Below are 15,221 nucleotides of genomic sequence, written 5' to 3'. Positions count from 1 at the left end.
TTGATGCTTAATGTGAATCGACTTCATGCTTGTGAACACCGCGATTCTTCTTAAAGTTCATACAGACGCGTTCGGCGGCAGCAAGGAATTTGTCCATCTGCTCTGTGGTGCCAATGCTGACGCGAATACAGTTCTTCAAATCTACGTCAGGAAAGCTGGCGATGAGGATCGCCTGCTCTTTCAACGCGGCTTGCCAGCATGAGCCCTCCTGTCCCGCCGGCACACGGGCCAGCAAAAAGTTTGCGTGGGAGGGTGTTACGGAAAAGCCAAGTTGCAACAGCGCCAGGGTCACTCGCTGTCGTTCATGCTTGATGTGCCTGTGGTTCTCTTCGTAGGCGTGGCGATGCGCAAGAATGCTTTTCCCGACCGCCTGCCCGATCACGTTCATGTTGAAGACATTCTGGATGTTGCGCAGCCTGCCAATGATTTCTGGGTGACCGAAACCGAAGCCGACTCGCACGCCAGCGGCAGCATAGCTCTTTGAAAAAGTCCTCAAGATCAAAAGATTCGGATGTCTATTGACGAGGCGCAGGGCATTGTCGGGTGCGAAGTCAACGTAGGCCTCATCCAAGACGATCAAGCGATCTGCTTGCTCCACAAGGCGTTCGATTTCGGCCACCGGCACGAATGTTCCGGTCGGATTGTTCGGATTAGCCAACAGAATGAACTTCGCGTCTTTTGCGGGGCCGGACAGCAGTTTTTCTATCGGCAGGGGATGAGCTTCGCTCGATGCGATTTCGAGAAACTCGGCACCCTGCAACATGGCAAGTTTACGGTTGAACGAAAATCCGGGCGACAGCATTGCCACTCTATCTCCTGGGGCGAGGAAAGCTCTGTAGATGAGTCCGAGCAGCTCCGACGAACCGTTGCCGGCAATCACCTGATCTTTGGAAAATCCGTAAGCATCGGAGGCAGCTGCCCTTAAGCTGAGATTGTCGTCTTCCGGATAAAGATACTGGTGTTCGATCGCAGCAATTGCACTTTGCATTACGCTCTTCGGCAACGGAAACGGGTTCTCGTTCGTATTTAGCTTAACGCAATTTGCATCCGTCGCTGGTCCGTTGGACGAGAGAGCATCTAATTTGCTGGCCACCGGCGAAAAAAGCGAAAGCACGGTCTTCAGTTTTGCATCGCACATGTTCTTCTCCGTTTTTCAGTCCCGCAGGGCATGTGACATGAGGCAATCGTTGATCGTGACTTGATCGACGTTCGGCTATATCAGCGCTGCCTTCCCACCCTGGTGGGGATCGCCGACCACGGTTTGGATTTGACACCGGGAAGCTGTCGAGAACCTGATGACGACCCAACGTTTGGCCGACGGCCGATTCGGCGCAACAGACGGTGTTTCAACATCGCATCGTCCTCAAAGCCGCATGCAGGGCCTGCACGACAGCCCGTCTCCAGCGCCCGCAGATAGGTGGAAGCCGAAGTCTTGCCGAACCTCAGTTGCTCTGCCACCTGGCCCACCGGACTGCCCTGTTTATGGGTCAGGCGCAGGATATCTCTGACGCTCGTTCGTCTTGCTTGCTTCCGTCTTGGCATGGGCTCTCTCGGTTTGCTGATGAGAGAGCCAAATACCGGCTCATCTGAGCATGAGACGCAGGCCTGACGATATGGAGCGTCGCTGGTGGCGCGCGTAGCCAAGAGGGTTCGCCTCGCTGGCGGGGCATGCAAGACGGCGCACCTCCTTAGCCATCCTGTCCCATCGTCTCAGATCGTGAGGCGCACCTTATAGTCGGTGAGGAGATCTTGCAGGGTCAGGTTACGCCCTAGCGCTTAAGGTTGTTGGTCGCACCGAGCAAGCGCGGGACCTGTCGACGGACAACAGCGGTGCCACTGCCGGCACTAGGTCGTCCAGCATCACAGTGAACCGCGTACGTAGTATTTTGTCGTAGGCGGCATTCTGGATAGCCGGATACGGGCTCTTCACCCGCTGCACCACCGATTGCGGGATGATGTCGCGAGAAACATTCACGGATTTCGTGAAAAAAGTGTACCCGCCGAAGAGCCCTACTCGCGGGGGCGGTGCAGCACCACCTCGGTGTCACTGTTCGTGTTCATGCGATGGACTAGGCCGGCCAGCTGTTGACGCAGCTCGCGGTAGTTGTAAGTCTCACCCGTGTAGACGAGCACCAAGTCAGGTCGGCCATCCTCCTGGAGCATCCTCGGCTGGCGGCCGCCCTGGATATCGATGATTGCCAGGCGGTGGTGTCCCAGCGCCGCAGGCCCGCCGATCCAAGTCCCCTCGTCGTCCGGACCGTGGTTCGCTATGGTGGCCGTCATATCGGCAAGCTCCCTTCGCGCATCGGGACCTCCGAGGTCTCGATTGAAGTCGATCCATTCACAGATGCCGCACAGGTTATGTCGCCGCATTTGGGCGAAGCAGATATAAGGCCAGTGGGAAACCATCGAGGCAAAGTGACGGATCTAGCCCAGCTACGATCCGCATCCGACATTGTCGGACATCGGACAGCACCGCGATTCGCTGCATAGGAAGCCTGGAGTCGCGATTTCCCCTGGGGGAATCAGCGCATGAAAGGAGAGCTGGGTCGTGTCTGCCGAAATGAGAAATTGCTCCCCCTTATTGCCTCACCGAGGAATGTTACCCAGCGCGATAGACGGACATGCCCTATTTCCCCCCGTTGCAGCTGAGGGAGATAGGGGCCAGCTCTTCATTCAACCCTCATGGAGGATGATCAGCCCAGCCATTTCCATGCGCCGGCCTTCACAAGCCGTGCACCATTCAGGTTCTTTTCCTTGAAGCGCGACGATCCTTGTCAGACGTCGCAACACTTGCTGCCGAGAGCACGAGCTCTTCCTCGAGCATGCCTTGATCTTCGCCTCGAACGGCTCGCACATGCTGGGTTTCAACGACTTCGCAGAGGTTGATATTCTGCAGTGACTTCGTCTCGCTGCTGCACGGCATTGACGCTGGGAGCCATGCTCGCGGGGCGCAATTGTGCTGAAGCCGGTGCCCACGGCAACGTTTCTTAACCCGCCCCAGATCCTGGCGTTTGGCTATTTGCGACATTCGTGTCCGGCTTCGGACAAAGGCCGGGTTTGCCGAACGGAGTCGCACCCAATTTCCAGTGCTGCTTGAGCAATAATATCGACCGGCATTACTGCACAACACGAAAGTTGCTGCAAAAACCGAAGTGAACCCAAGGCATCGGGTCAATTGGCATGGCGCTTGCGACTCGGTCGATAGAACGCAGTCAAAATCACGGTTGCAGACCATGCCTACCTCTCAAAGCTCGATAAAGCACGCGAGCAAAATTCCCCGTCTCCGCGGAAGCTCGTCGCCGTTAAACGTGCCTGCTCGGGGGCGGTCTTGCACAAGACCGGTCCGAGGCAACCACGCCAAGGCGCGAGGCTGCCGGAACTGTCGACCGAAGTCGATGCCGCTTCAGTTTAACCGAAAAATGCACCGTATCACTTTGGCCTGGAAGCAAATCAATGACCTATAGAAAGAACGTTCCTCTCGTGACCTTTCGCACGCGTGTTCGCGATGAGTCGATCGGGGGGCCAAATCCTTATCGGTGGGAGAACAAGACCTCCGACGATTATTTCGGGGGCAAGCGCATCATCCTGTTCTCGCTGCCTGGCGCCTTCACCCCGACCTGCTCGACCTTCCAACTGCCCGATTTCGAAAAACTCTATGATCAATTTCTGGAACTGCGAATTGACGCGATCTACTGCGTCTCGGTCAACGATGCTTTCGTCATGAATGCGTGGGGAAAGTCCTTGGGGCTGCAGAAGATCGAGCTGATCCCAGACGGGTCGGGCGAGTTCACGCGCAAAATGGGCATGCTGGTCGCGAAGGACAATCTGGGCTTTGGCATGCGCTCCTGGCGATACGCCGCTCTGATCGACGATGGCGTGGTGGAGCAGTGGTTCGAGGAGGAAGGCTTCTGTGACAACTGCGAGACGGACCCCTATGGCGTTTCATCCCCGCAAAACGTTCTCGACAAATTGAAGGCGGCGGCATGACCCAGAAGTGGAAAGTCTCACACAACCCAAGCACACACTAGAGCCTCCTCGGCAGATCACGGTTCAACATGCATCTCTCAGCAAGCCTGCTTCAACGCCAGAAGCAACGTATGGTCTTATCGCCTCAAGCCATTGAAGCTATTCGCTTGCTGCGATTGACGCATACTGAACTCCATCAGCTCGTGCAGCAGGCACTCGAGAAGAACCCCGTTTTGAAGCCTGACCCGTTTGACGACGATTCGCCGCTGCCAGGGGTGGATCAGCGGAGCAGTCAAAGCAGAAGCGAAATCGGCGAATCGCCCATTGGCGGGCCGTCTGGCGGGCGCGGGCAATGGAAGTCGCAACGCAGTAGCGGCAACGATCGACCTGCCGTCGAGGAGTTTACCGCCCACACCGAAACATTGCACGACCATGTCGCCCGCCAGGTCGCCCTCACCCCGTTCACCCCCCAGGAGCGGCTGATTGCCGGACAGCTCGCCGCTCATCTGGAGGACACTGGCTATCTTCAGGTAAACCTTTTCGATCTGGCCAGGAGGTTAAACGTTCGGCAAGCTGATGTGGAACGGGTCATCGGAATCTTGCAGCAATTTGATCCGCCGGGCATTTTTGCGCGAACTCTCAGCGAATGCCTGGAGATTCAGCTGCGCCAGCAAGACCGGTTCGACCCGGCTATGGCAGCTTTGGTCGCCAATCTCGAGATGCTTGCACGGGGGGATTTTCAGGGATTGAAGCAGCGTTGCGGAGTCGACGAGGAGGATCTCCTCGACATGAGGAACGAAATCCGCGCGCTCGATCCCAAGCCTGGAGACCGGTTCCAGTCCGGGACGCCGGAAACCATCGTACCGGACGTCTGGGTAATGCCCTCGTCCGAAGGTGGATGGCGGGTGGAGCTTGATCCGGCCACGCTGCCCAAAGTGTTGATCAACCACACCTATGTCGCCGAAATCTCGCAGCTGACCAAGCAAAATCCGGAAGGCAAAGCGTTTCTCGACCATTGCCAGGAAACAGGGAACTGGCTGATCAGCAGTCTCAAGCAGCGCGCTAAGACGATCCTTAAGGTTGCGAACGAAATCGTGCGCCAGCAGGATGCCTTTTTTACACACGGCGCCGCCCATCTGCGGCCTCTCTGTCTCAAAAATGTCGCTGACGAGATCGGCATGCACCAGTCGACGGTAAGCCGGGTGGCTTCGAACAGGTACATGTTAACTCCGCGCGGGGTGTTCGAGCTGAAGTATTTTTTCGCTGCGCCAATCGCATCCTGCGAGGGCGGCGATGCGCACTCCGCCAAAGCTGTCCGCCATCGGATCAAGGCAATCATAGCCGAAGAATCGCTCGACAAGGTACATTCCGACGAAGACATCGTTGCTCAACTCAAGGAGACCGGCATCGATGTCGCTCGCCGTACCGTCACCAAATATCGCGAGGCGATGAACATCCCTTCCTCCATACGACGGCGCCGCGATAAGCGTTTGTCCGCAGCTGCGATCAAGCGAAGTGACTAACCGACATTCGTGGTCGGCGAGAGGCAACTCTCAACTTCCTCCGGGCCGAAGCAGCTTTCGAAGTCATGGCATTCCCCGCAACTGGGTGCTGTGCATGACGAAAAGCCTTCGGCCTCACACAGCTTGCGGTAAAAGTACTTTTTCCATTTCATGTTTTCTGTGTTGCCTGCCGCCAGCGCGGGAAAATGTCTGGCAAGCAGGCGGCTGAGCTCAGCGCGATTTGAGAGGCCAAGATCCCGCCAAAGATGGTCCATGCGCATCGCACGCCGGGCGATGATCTTGGCCAAGCGGGCGCTCGCCGGGTCGGCCGGCGCAGCATGCGCTAGCAGCAGCCGGCGTAGCAGTTCCTCTTCCAGTTCCGGCTCGGGCTCGCTCAACTCCTCCAAAGCGAATACGCTGCTGGAGGTAGACGGGAAAGTTGCGGCCAAGACATCACGCAATTCGACAGACGAAAGGCCTGTCCCCTCCGTCGCCAACACCTCGCCCGCCTGGACCTCCTCAAGCGAACGTGAATGTACGCAGGGCAGCACATGCTGATCGAAGCTCCTCCCTAGCTCGGACCCACGCCATTGCGCGCTGGATAGGCAGCCATCATCGTAACGGCCGGCTTCAGCTTCCGGCATGACAAAGCGCCTTGTTGACCGCAGGGATGATCTTGTCGCCCCAGAGCTCGATCTGGCGCAGCATCGTCTTTTGGTCGAAGTCGCCCAATTGAGTCTGAACTGCGATCTGGTCCGGTTTCAAGATATCGATCTCTTCCAGCAGGCGATCAATCACGCGATTTACGCTGCCAATCGGCAAATTTTTGCGCATGGTCTCGAAGGACAGATCCTGCTGGGTCGGTGTCTCCTGCAGCAGGTAGCCATCGTGGCTCTGTTGGCGGCGCTGATGCAGGGCTTCAGAAAGCCGGCGCTGGAAGCGGGCATTGTCGAGATAGCTGTTGATCTCCAACTCGTCGTGGCTGGCATAGCAGCAGCGCAGCAGCGATATCTTGACGTCGGTGACGTTCTTTTCCTCGGATGCCGCCGCCCTCTCGACTGATTCACGCAGTGTGGTCAAAGTCTCTAAGCCGTCGTGGAAGGCTGTGACAAAAAAATTGTGCCCCTCGCGGTAGGCCCGAGCCATCCGTGCGGCTCCGCCAGCGATCCAGATAGGCGGCGTCGGCTGCTGGACTGTGCGGACCGAAATCGCTGTTGGGGGGATCTTCTCATATTGGCCGTCGTGTTCGAAGACGTTTTGGTTGAGGCCCTTGAGAATGATGTCCAGGTATTCCGAAAAGACGGCCGGCGCCTCATCGATGTCCACGCCGAACCGTTCGAACTCGAACTGCTGGTATCCCAAGCCTACGCCGAGCTCGAGACGGCCGTTCGCAACGATGTCGGCGAAGCCGATCTCGGACAGCAGGCGCTGCGGTTGGTAAAGCGGCAGCACGCAGACGGCAGTGCCCAGGCGAATCGTGCTTGTCAAGCCGGCGCAGTGCGCCACCATCATCAGCGGGGATGGTATGAGGCTGTAATTGTTGAAGTGGTGCTCAGCAAACCACGCGGTGTTGAACCCAGCCTGCTCCGAAGCGACGGCCTGTTCGATGGAGTTGCGGATGACGCTTTCTGAGGATTGGTGATAGCCACGCTGGGCGGCCAGAATGAAAGTGGCAAATTCCATGATTTCTCCTCGTTATGGACACGTCAGCCGACCGGGAATGTGCTCGGCATGCGCATGCTTGGATCTCAAGCACCTCAGGTGCGTCGTGGAGCCGAGGCTTCATAATGCTCGGCCGGTCGCCCTGGGAAGGCCTGGCAATTAACCTGCGGCCTCCGCAAAACATTCGTCATAGAGCTCGCTGGCGTTTCCCGCATCACCGAACGAGGTCCAGCCGCCGTCCACGTAGAGGATCGAGCCGTTGATGTATGAGGCGTCAGACGAAGCAAGGAAGAACGATGCATCTGCGACGTCTTCTGGCCGTCCCATCCTGCCCATGGGGATGCGTCGTCCGATTGCTGTCAGGTCGATGCGGCCGGCTTTGGCCAACTGAGCAAGTGCGGGCGTGCGGATGTGGCCAGGAGCGACGGTGGCTGTCCGAATTCCGACCGGCCCGAGTTCGGCCGCCATGCAACGGGTCAGCATATCCATCCCCGCCTTGGAGGCGCCGTAGGCATGGCGCGGCGCGAACGGCAGAAAGCTGTCGATCGACCCGAGATTGAGGATCACGCCGCCCGGGCGCATAGCCTTGATCGCTTCGCGCGCGCAGGTGAAGGCGCCGGTAAGGTTGACATCCAGGACGTGTTCGAGCTGTTTCGACAGTTGCTCGATCGCAGGCACAATCCTGTCGGCGGTATCAGCACTATTGACCAGAACATCGATATACCCGAAGCGTCCCCTCAGTTCTTCGAACATCGACACCACATCGCTCTCGACGGCCACGTCCAGCGATTTCGCCAGATGCTTGCCGGGGAGCGATGTAGCCAGCTCTGCCGCTGCAGTGCCATCTTTATCAGCAATCACGACGGTGTCGCCGTTCGCGGCAAAGCGGCGAGCGACGGCCGCGCCAATGCTTTTTGCGCCACCGGTGACGAGCACGATTCGCGCATCTGTGCATTCGGCCGGACAGGAGAGCTCGGCTTGAAGCGCACCATCCACCGGCGGGTGAGCATCCCCCGGCTGGTTGAATGACATCCAGCCTCCGTCGACTGCCAGCACCGAGCCGGTGATGTAGCGCGCCTGCGTGCTGCTCAGAAAACGCACGACCCTGGCGATCTCGTCGGGGCGAGCCAAGCGCCCCATCGGCACGCGGCGGCGTATCGCCGCGAGGTCCATTTTGCCAGCGCGTGCCAGTTCTGTGACCATTGGGGTGCGGACGGAGCCCGGCGCCACCGCCGTGACGCGGATTCCTCGCATAGCCCACTCGCATGCAAGGGATTTTGTCAACGAGATCACGCCAGCTTTCGAGGCTGCGTAGGCGTTGCGCCTGGGATTGCCGACCACGCCCGCCATCGAAGCCACATTGACGATCGCACCGCCCGGCTTCATGCGCCGCGCCGCTTCCCTGGCCATAACGAATGGCCCAATAAGGTTCACTGTCACGCCGCGTCGGAAGGTATCGACAGCGGTGTCGATGATCCTATCCATCGTGGGTCCAACCGCCGCATTGTTGATGAGGACATCGATTTGCGCGAAGCGTGCTTCGACCTGGCCGAAAAGTGAGAGCATGTCCTTCTCTCGCGACACATCGCACTCCAGACCGACGTGCGGCGACCCGAGATCCCGAGCCAGTTCAACCACACCACTGCCCGGAAGGTCCACCGCAACTACAGTGTCTCCGTCCGCGGCAAGGATATCGACCAGGGCACGGCCGATCCCGCCCGCAGCGCCTGTGATGATTACGGTGCGTGCTGCCAGTTTCACGAGAGCTTCTCCACGATGACCGCTTGTGATCTCAGCCCATCAACCTTGGGCGGAATGAAGGGCCGAGCCAAATCGTTCCAGTGACCGCCAGTTGCGGCCCCACACAGATGTCGTTCCCGTAGGGCGCTCATCCTCCATTTCTACCCACTTATGCAGCTCCCAGTTGGGGACCCTCGACGCCATCTTGGTCGGTGGGGATGTGACCCTTGAGCAACTGGTAGATGGGATCGTCTGGATGTGGTGCTCCAATCGGCTGTCGCCGGCCGAACCTATCTGCCTCAAGAATCGCTGGCGGGATTTGCTCCTCAACCCAATCGTAGACGACTGTCCGTTCCGCAATTCGCCACTCGTCCTGCCTCTTCTGAAACAGATCGCAGTAACGGCCGCAAAGCAGCGTCTGACGTATTTCTTGGTCTGTATCCGGTCCGCGTTGCAGCGCGGTGAAATAGCTCTCGACCGCGGCCTCTGCTGAACTGATGAAGTCGATCAGGCTGTTCGTGATTTGATGGATGTTACGGTGCCCCGGCAGACCGAGAGCAAATTGGATGAAGTCCTCTGCCGGTCCGCAATAGGGACCGTGCCTGTCATACGCTTCGGGCCAGTATGCGCTACGCAGCGCCGCCTCATCGGCGCGGTCTATCCCGCGGCAGTACCGATACAGGCAGTTGCGGATCGCCTCTCGGTCACGCAGTTCGGTAATTTTCGCGTGGTCGACAGGGTCTGTCGCGAATTGTATGATTGTTTTGTCCTTCCCGATGCCAGTCTGCACTTTGCGTGTGTCTCTCTCTACAACTGAGTTAGCGGGGGGCTCGTCAACTTCCAGAGCTTGTTCGGGGCAGGCTCGTACCCCTTTTGAGGCAAGCAGTTGCTCCCCATCGGCAACATCAATATCACCGGGCAAGATGTAGCCGGCGTCATCAAGCTTGAAGACTCTCGGCGCCCGCGCCCAGCAGCGCGCATGACCCTGGCATCTGGCTTTATGTACGACGACACGCATAGCGAACTCCAATGTCGTTGGCTGAAACTTCAGGACCAGTCCAGGATCAGATTCTCGATCCCGAACACATGGCCGCCGAAGGTGATAGGTTCAGTCCCTGTCTTGATCCGAAAGGCTGGGATGCGCGCCAGCCACTCCTCCAGGCCAATGACAATCTCCCGCCGGGCAAGGTGTGAGCCAAGACAACGATGGGGACCATAGCCAAAGGCAGCGTGCCGGTTGTCCTCGCGCGCCAGATCGATCTCATTCGGGCATTCGAATTCCGCCGGGTCACGATTGGCAATCATCGTGGCACAGGAAACATAATCTCCCTTGCGGATCGGCGCGCCTTTGAAGTCGACATCCTTCGTTGCCACTCGGATCATCTGAATGGTCGAATAGGCGCGCAGCAATTCTTCCGCAGCGACGGCAATCCGGTCAGGTTCGCTTCGTAGCAATTCCTGATCTTTGGGGTTGCGCGCGAGATGGGCCAAGTCGAAGCATATGGCTGCTGAGACCGTGTCGAGTCCCGCGACGAACACAAGCACGCCGATGCCACGGACTTCTTCGTCACTGAGCAGACGACCCTCGACCTTTGCCTTCACGATGAAGGTCATGAAATCATCGACCGGCTCCTTGCGGCGCTCGGTGGCAAGTTCGTCGATGAAGGCCACGATCGCCCGGGCTGCGGGTGGTCGTTGCTCCTTATCGCCGTGGAGCAGATCTCTAGCCCAGCCGACAAATGTTTCTAGTCCGTCGTCCGAAAGCCCAATAAAGCGAAGGAAGATATTGACCGCGAACGGAACTGCAAAATCCTTCATGATGTCGCAGCTCGTGCCTGATGCGGCGATCCTGTCGATCAGCTTGATCGCTCGTTCCCGGACAGCCGGCTCCAATGCCATTACCCGCTTTGGCGAAAGCAGCGGATTGAGCAATGAGCGAAAAACACCGTGGAATGGCGGATCGAGCTCAAGCGGGATCATCGGCCAGCTCTCGCCGAGCACAGAGGCGAAGATGCTGCGATGGCTGGAAAACGTTTCGGTGTCCTGCAGCACCCGGCGCTGGTCGCTCGCGCGAGTGATGACCCAGGTACCCCGACCGTCGCGCGTGTTGCTGGTTGAATAAAAGATCGGAGGCCCGGCATGAACGCAAGCAACCGCTGCATGCGGATCCCCGTTAGCCGTCGGCAACATGCCGGGCGACGTAAACAGGTTGAAGTCCCTCACCATTTCGGGCGGGACATGATCTGGAACCGGCCGCGATTTAACCGCGCCAGAATCGAGAGACCGTTCATGAGATGCTGTCGTTTGCATGCAATCGTTGGTGCAAGCTCCGTGCCGAATTCGTCTTTCGATAATCCTTGCCGTTTTGCTGGGCAACAGGTGGCGCCTGTGCTGACTTACTGGTCGGGATTGCAACATTCTTGTCCAGCGTCGGACACAGAATGTAGAAAGCTAGACACCGACTTGGAGCAACTCAACTGGTGGGATCGCTAGCCGATCATGTGCCCGGGGAGCATCCAGTTCGAAAGCTTGCGCTAAGCGGCTTGGTGACTTGGCCGAGGTCACCAGGTGGAAACGACCAACACTTGGGGTGAGCCTAGTGGCGCTCCCCTCGATGATGTCTGGCGGGGTGGTTAGCCGCCTCCGTGGGACAAGATCAGTCTACACGAATGGACTATAGCCTCTCCTCGCATGCCTCATTGGCCGTCCTTCAGAGCCGGTCACACGAGCTTTTGTCTTTCAGCAGGGCGTTTTTCTCGCCAGCTACAGAGCCACACCGACGCCATTAATGAGCGTCCAGTCGACGGGTTGGATGGCCCTGTCCATCTTGCCCAGCACCTTGGCTTCGCATTTGCCGGTGCGGCGGAAGCCTTCAAGACGCAGTTCTTGACCTTCTCCAGATCAGCCTCGGACGGATATCGGCAAGGGTTCAGCTCGTCCTTTTGAACTTGCGCATCTTCGTGTTGGCCAACCCCAGGCCGCCCGACATATTTGCGGTCTATCCGGCACCTCAACTTCGAACAACCTTGCGGCAAGCTCTTGGGATAGACCACGCTCGTGCCTCCACCACCCGCTCAGCAGAGCCAGATTTGTCGTTGATGGCACGGAACTTGCGCAGTCATTCGCAGATGCGTCACGGACCGAGAGTGTCGTCCCATGAATTCGATCACCAAAAAGGCCGCCCGACGTTGCTGGGACCGCCTGCAATTACCTTATCCCAGAATTGGGAGCAACGGCTTCAAAAGGGATAACTCATCACCTCAATTTTGTCGATCGCGCGGCCATCGAACCGCAGCCATCCATCAGACTTCCGCCTCGTTGCACTCATTGCGACCGCCTTGGTGCTTGCGACAACCGCTCAATTCTGGCTGCCAGGATAACCACATATGGCGACGGAACTTCCTGCTTCAAAGCAATATAGAGATCGTCGATCATCCCCCCATCAAGGCCTCAATCGAGGACACCGCGTTCGGCTTGCTTGGTTCGCAGTGAACAGACCGCACTTCACGAATGCGATCGATGCGACCGCGCCGAGAACTCTCCCGCATTGTCGACGGTTGGGTCCGTCGGCCCTCCGATGAGGCCTCGGATGCGTCGGGCGCCGAGGCCTCGACTGATGCCGACTGGCCGCCGCCGGAAGGTCTCGCGGCTTTGATCCCCGGCGATGTAGCCACCCCTGCTGCAACACTAGCCGGAGAACTCATTCATGACCGAATCGGCGACAGATTTAGTGGACGCGGCTTTGTTCGACCGAGATCGGCTTGACCCAGAAAGTCTCTATCAACGTTCTGGCCCTGCATGGGGTGCCATCATTTCGCTTTCCTTCGGCACCTTCGGGCTTGTGACGGCAGAGTTTCTGCCCGCCAGCGTTCTGACACCGCTCGCGCATGATCTCCGTATCACCACGGGCACGGCTGGACAGGCGCTAACAGCGACCGCAATCGTCGCGGCGATCTCGGCACCGATAATCGCCTTCGTGACAAAGCGTCTGGACCGCAGGGTCGTCATCTGGGCGATGACGCTCCTGCTGATCCTGTCGAACGTTCTGGCAGAGGTTGCGGGGTCGCTGCCGGTTTTGCTGGCGGCACGCGTCGTCCTTGGCATATCGCTTGGTGGTTTTTGGTCAATTTCGGCAGCGTTGGCGATGCGGCTGGTTCCAAGTCACCTCATGCCGCGCGCCATGTCGATCATCCTCACCGGCGTTTCTGTCGCCTCCGTCTGCGCGGCTCCAATCGGCGCTTATGTCGGTGACATTTGGGGATGGCGAGCCTCGTTCAAGGTCGCCGCAATCGTGAGTGCCGTTGCGCTGCTCGTGCAACTCGTAACCATTCCGCCACTGCCTCCGATCGAAGTGCGCAGATTCCGCAGTCCGCTGGATGTCGCGAAGAATCCGGCGATGAAGGTTGCGGTGCTAGTCGTGCTATTGGTCGCTTCCGGCCATTTTGCCAGCTTCGCCTACATCCGCGCCTTTCTCGAGAGCGTTCCTGCGCTCGAAAAGAAGTCAATCCCGCTCGTGTTCCTTGCTTTTGGCACGGCCGGCGTCTTCGGCAATTTAGCCGGCGCATTCCTCACCAAACACAGTCTCAAGGCGGTCGCGGCCCTGCCGCCCCTGCTCATTGCCGTAGCCGCTGTCTCGCTCCTGACCATGGGAGCATCGGCCTTGACCTCGGCAATTGCAGTTGCCGTATGGGGCTTTGCTTTTGGCGCGGTCCCGGTCGGATTGCAGACATGGATGGTGCTACGCGCCGCTCCGAAACAGGCCGAGAGCGCTGGTGTACTGATGGTCATAACCTTCCAAGTGGCCATCGCAGCCGGCACAACTTTCGGTGGCCTATTGGTGGATCACACGGGTATTGCCAGTGTCTTTGTCTACAGCGCGGTTGCCACGTTCCTCGCTGTCTTGACAGTATTTTTGCTCGGCCCCAACCGCAAAACCTGACCGCCTGGTGGGGAGTGACGGTCGGCGGCGTTCACGCTATTGTCACCTCTGAGCTCGGCCCAAAGGCCGCGGCTTCGTCGTAACCATGCGGTCGATGGGGCAGCGCCAAATTGCTTCCTGCTCATCGCGTTGCGATAATACAGCGCGCTTATTGCGTCATCGTGTCCCCGGTCTCGGCTTCAATGCCCGGCTACTGGCTGCGGAGGCAGATGGGCGCCGGCGTCCCACCGACGACGATCGGTCTTTTCTCATGTAGCTGTCGGGGAAACGAGGCAGGTTTTCCGCCAGAACCCGCCAGTCGTCGCGCTCGCGTTCGCCTTCCTTGCGCGCACCGAACAACTGGATGATGATCTTGCCGTCGGACCCATATGCTTCGAGCGAGGTGACGTGACTGTCATTGGTCGGCTTGCGCACGGCCCAAACCTCACGGATTTGGTGGGTCCTGAGATGCAGCCGGAACGTTTCGTCCAGCACATGGATGCACGGCCCGATCTGCTTGACCGACTTGATTAAGCCGGAATGGGTCTGGATAGAACCTCGGTTGCCGACGAAGCACATGATCGGCAATTCGTCTTCGGCCGCACGCTGGAGCACGGCGCCAACTGCGGCATTGTCGAGCAGCCAAGCGTAATCCTGGCCGACCATGCGCAAAGCCTGGCAGCGGCTGAGCTTGAGCGTCTTTAGAAGGTTGACGTCAGTCAGCCGGCTCCAGTACTCGCGTAGGTCGTCCACCGTGCCGGCCCAGTCCGCAGTCCTCGCCCCCAGGTCGGCTACTCTCGCCTTAAGCGACATGGTCGGCTCCTGGTTGGCGGATACGAGCTCGGCCACCAGCTTTCGATAGGCATGAAGGTTGGAGACCGGCCTGAGATGCACCTTATGCACTGCTGCGCCGGCGGCGTCGAAGAATTGCAAACTGCGCTGGATTCCGCCGCGATGGCGCCTTTCAACAGCGAAACCATACCTCCAAGCCTGCGGGAAGACGCGAAGGTCGAATTCGTCACCAAGGACCATGGCGTGATTGTTGCCGGTTATCACTCTGTTGAAGACGCTAATCTTTTCGTGCACGGCACCTTGATTGCAGGTCAGCGCCGTCACTTCGCCCACGAATTCGAGGCCCGTCAGAAGGTGATTCATGCGCGGGTCGATGCGTGCCGCGCCGAAACCGCAATGGGCCGCGACCAGTTCCGCTTCCGAAATGGCCAATTGGGCGGCGAAATCACGCGCGGGAATGTTCGGACAGACTTCCCACGCACGCCGGATTTCGTTGGGCGACCGCTTCTTGCGCTGATCCATGTTTTTACCCCTGCCCCGTTCTTCTTTTGACGATCGATCGAAAAACGGGCCTCAGGGGTGTGCACGGCGGACGCGATCGATCGTCAGGCACATGCCAGTCGAATCCTGTCTCCGGG

At 58.6% G+C, this 15,221-nt stretch carries 10 protein-coding genes and 2 pseudogenes; 3 read left to right on the top strand and 9 right to left on the bottom strand.

What is annotated here, in order from left to right; translation table 11 throughout:
* Positions 1-7: 7 nt before the first annotated feature.
* Together hisC and RQ479_RS24245 are read right to left on the bottom strand one after the other, a co-directional pair.
* Positions 8-1,138, bottom strand: a complete 1,131-nt coding sequence (gene hisC, locus RQ479_RS24250) for a histidinol-phosphate transaminase (protein ID WP_127218593.1) — start codon at positions 1,136-1,138, stop codon at positions 8-10.
* A gap of 872 nt (positions 1,139-2,010) precedes the next feature.
* A complete protein-coding gene (locus tag RQ479_RS24245; RefSeq protein ID WP_196815419.1) occupies positions 2,011-2,283 on the bottom strand; it encodes a hypothetical protein in 273 nt (90 codons plus the stop codon).
* Between the two features lie 1,173 nt (positions 2,284-3,456).
* Between RQ479_RS24245 and RQ479_RS24240 the strand changes: the two genes are divergently transcribed.
* Positions 3,457-3,990, top strand: a complete 534-nt coding sequence (locus RQ479_RS24240) for a peroxiredoxin (protein WP_024505252.1) — start codon at positions 3,457-3,459, stop codon at positions 3,988-3,990.
* A gap of 68 nt (positions 3,991-4,058) precedes the next feature.
* Positions 4,059-5,492: an RNA polymerase factor sigma-54 gene (gene rpoN, locus RQ479_RS24235; RefSeq protein WP_024505251.1), complete on the top strand. Its 1,434-nt coding sequence runs from the start codon at positions 4,059-4,061 to the stop codon at positions 5,490-5,492.
* Here the strand turns inward: rpoN and RQ479_RS24230 are convergent.
* From RQ479_RS24230 to RQ479_RS24205, 6 genes and pseudogenes are all read right to left on the bottom strand, one after another.
* Positions 5,489-6,115, bottom strand: coding sequence for a nitrogen fixation protein NifQ (locus tag RQ479_RS24230; protein WP_024505250.1), 627 nt, complete (start codon positions 6,113-6,115; stop codon positions 5,489-5,491). The two genes, rpoN and RQ479_RS24230, sit on opposite strands and share 4 nt — an antisense overlap.
* Positions 6,102-7,154, bottom strand: a complete 1,053-nt coding sequence (locus RQ479_RS24225) for an LLM class flavin-dependent oxidoreductase (RefSeq protein ID WP_024505249.1) — start codon at positions 7,152-7,154, stop codon at positions 6,102-6,104. The genes RQ479_RS24230 and RQ479_RS24225 overlap by 14 nt, the downstream gene beginning before the upstream one ends.
* Before the next feature lie 138 nt (positions 7,155-7,292).
* Positions 7,293-8,894: an SDR family oxidoreductase gene (locus RQ479_RS24220; protein ID WP_063169384.1), complete on the bottom strand. Its 1,602-nt coding sequence runs from the start codon at positions 8,892-8,894 to the stop codon at positions 7,293-7,295.
* Positions 8,895-9,042: 148 nt separating this feature from the next.
* Positions 9,043-9,630 carry a nuclear transport factor 2 family protein gene (locus tag RQ479_RS24215; RefSeq protein WP_050580531.1) on the bottom strand — a complete coding sequence of 196 codons (588 nt, stop codon included), beginning with the start codon at positions 9,628-9,630 and terminating at the stop codon, positions 9,043-9,045.
* Between the two features lie 138 nt (positions 9,631-9,768).
* Positions 9,769-9,891, bottom strand: a pseudogene (locus RQ479_RS24210) (ferredoxin); the annotation flags it as partial.
* 29 nt (positions 9,892-9,920) lie between these two features.
* A complete protein-coding gene (locus RQ479_RS24205; RefSeq protein ID WP_024505246.1) occupies positions 9,921-11,099 on the bottom strand; it encodes a cytochrome P450 in 1,179 nt (392 codons plus the stop codon).
* A 1,480-nt stretch (positions 11,100-12,579) separates the two neighbouring features.
* On the opposite strand from RQ479_RS24205, the gene RQ479_RS24200 reads away from it, so the two are divergent.
* Positions 12,580-13,812: an MFS transporter gene (locus RQ479_RS24200; RefSeq protein ID WP_024505243.1), complete on the top strand. Its 1,233-nt coding sequence runs from the start codon at positions 12,580-12,582 to the stop codon at positions 13,810-13,812.
* A 261-nt stretch (positions 13,813-14,073) separates the two neighbouring features.
* On the opposite strand, the pseudogene RQ479_RS24195 reads toward RQ479_RS24200, so the two are convergent.
* Positions 14,074-15,105, bottom strand: a pseudogene (locus RQ479_RS24195) (hemin-degrading factor); the annotation flags it as partial.
* Positions 15,106-15,221 lie beyond the last annotated feature (116 nt).

This window comes from Mesorhizobium sp. ISC25, assembly GCF_042295465.1.
Classification (GTDB): domain Bacteria; phylum Pseudomonadota; class Alphaproteobacteria; order Rhizobiales; family Rhizobiaceae; genus Mesorhizobium.
Note: the sequence above shows the minus strand (reverse complement) of the source record. Positions and strands in the feature narration are given on the sequence as shown.

Bases quoted from the DNA above. Each gene is read 5' to 3' on its own strand.
- hisC (WP_127218593.1), bottom strand. From the start codon at position 1,138: ATGTGCGATGCAAAACTGAAGACCGTGCTTTCGCTTTTTTCGCCGGTG.
- RQ479_RS24245 (WP_196815419.1), bottom strand. From the start codon at position 2,283: ATGACGGCCACCATAGCGAACCACGGTCCGGACGACGAGGGGACTTGG.
- RQ479_RS24240 (WP_024505252.1), top strand. From the start codon at position 3,457: ATGACCTATAGAAAGAACGTTCCTCTCGTGACCTTTCGCACGCGTGTT.
- rpoN (WP_024505251.1), top strand. From the start codon at position 4,059: ATGCATCTCTCAGCAAGCCTGCTTCAACGCCAGAAGCAACGTATGGTC.
- RQ479_RS24230 (WP_024505250.1), bottom strand. From the start codon at position 6,115: ATGCCGGAAGCTGAAGCCGGCCGTTACGATGATGGCTGCCTATCCAGC.
- RQ479_RS24225 (WP_024505249.1), bottom strand. From the start codon at position 7,154: ATGGAATTTGCCACTTTCATTCTGGCCGCCCAGCGTGGCTATCACCAA.
- RQ479_RS24205 (WP_024505246.1), bottom strand. From the start codon at position 11,099: ATGGTGAGGGACTTCAACCTGTTTACGTCGCCCGGCATGTTGCCGACG.
- RQ479_RS24200 (WP_024505243.1), top strand. From the start codon at position 12,580: ATGACCGAATCGGCGACAGATTTAGTGGACGCGGCTTTGTTCGACCGA.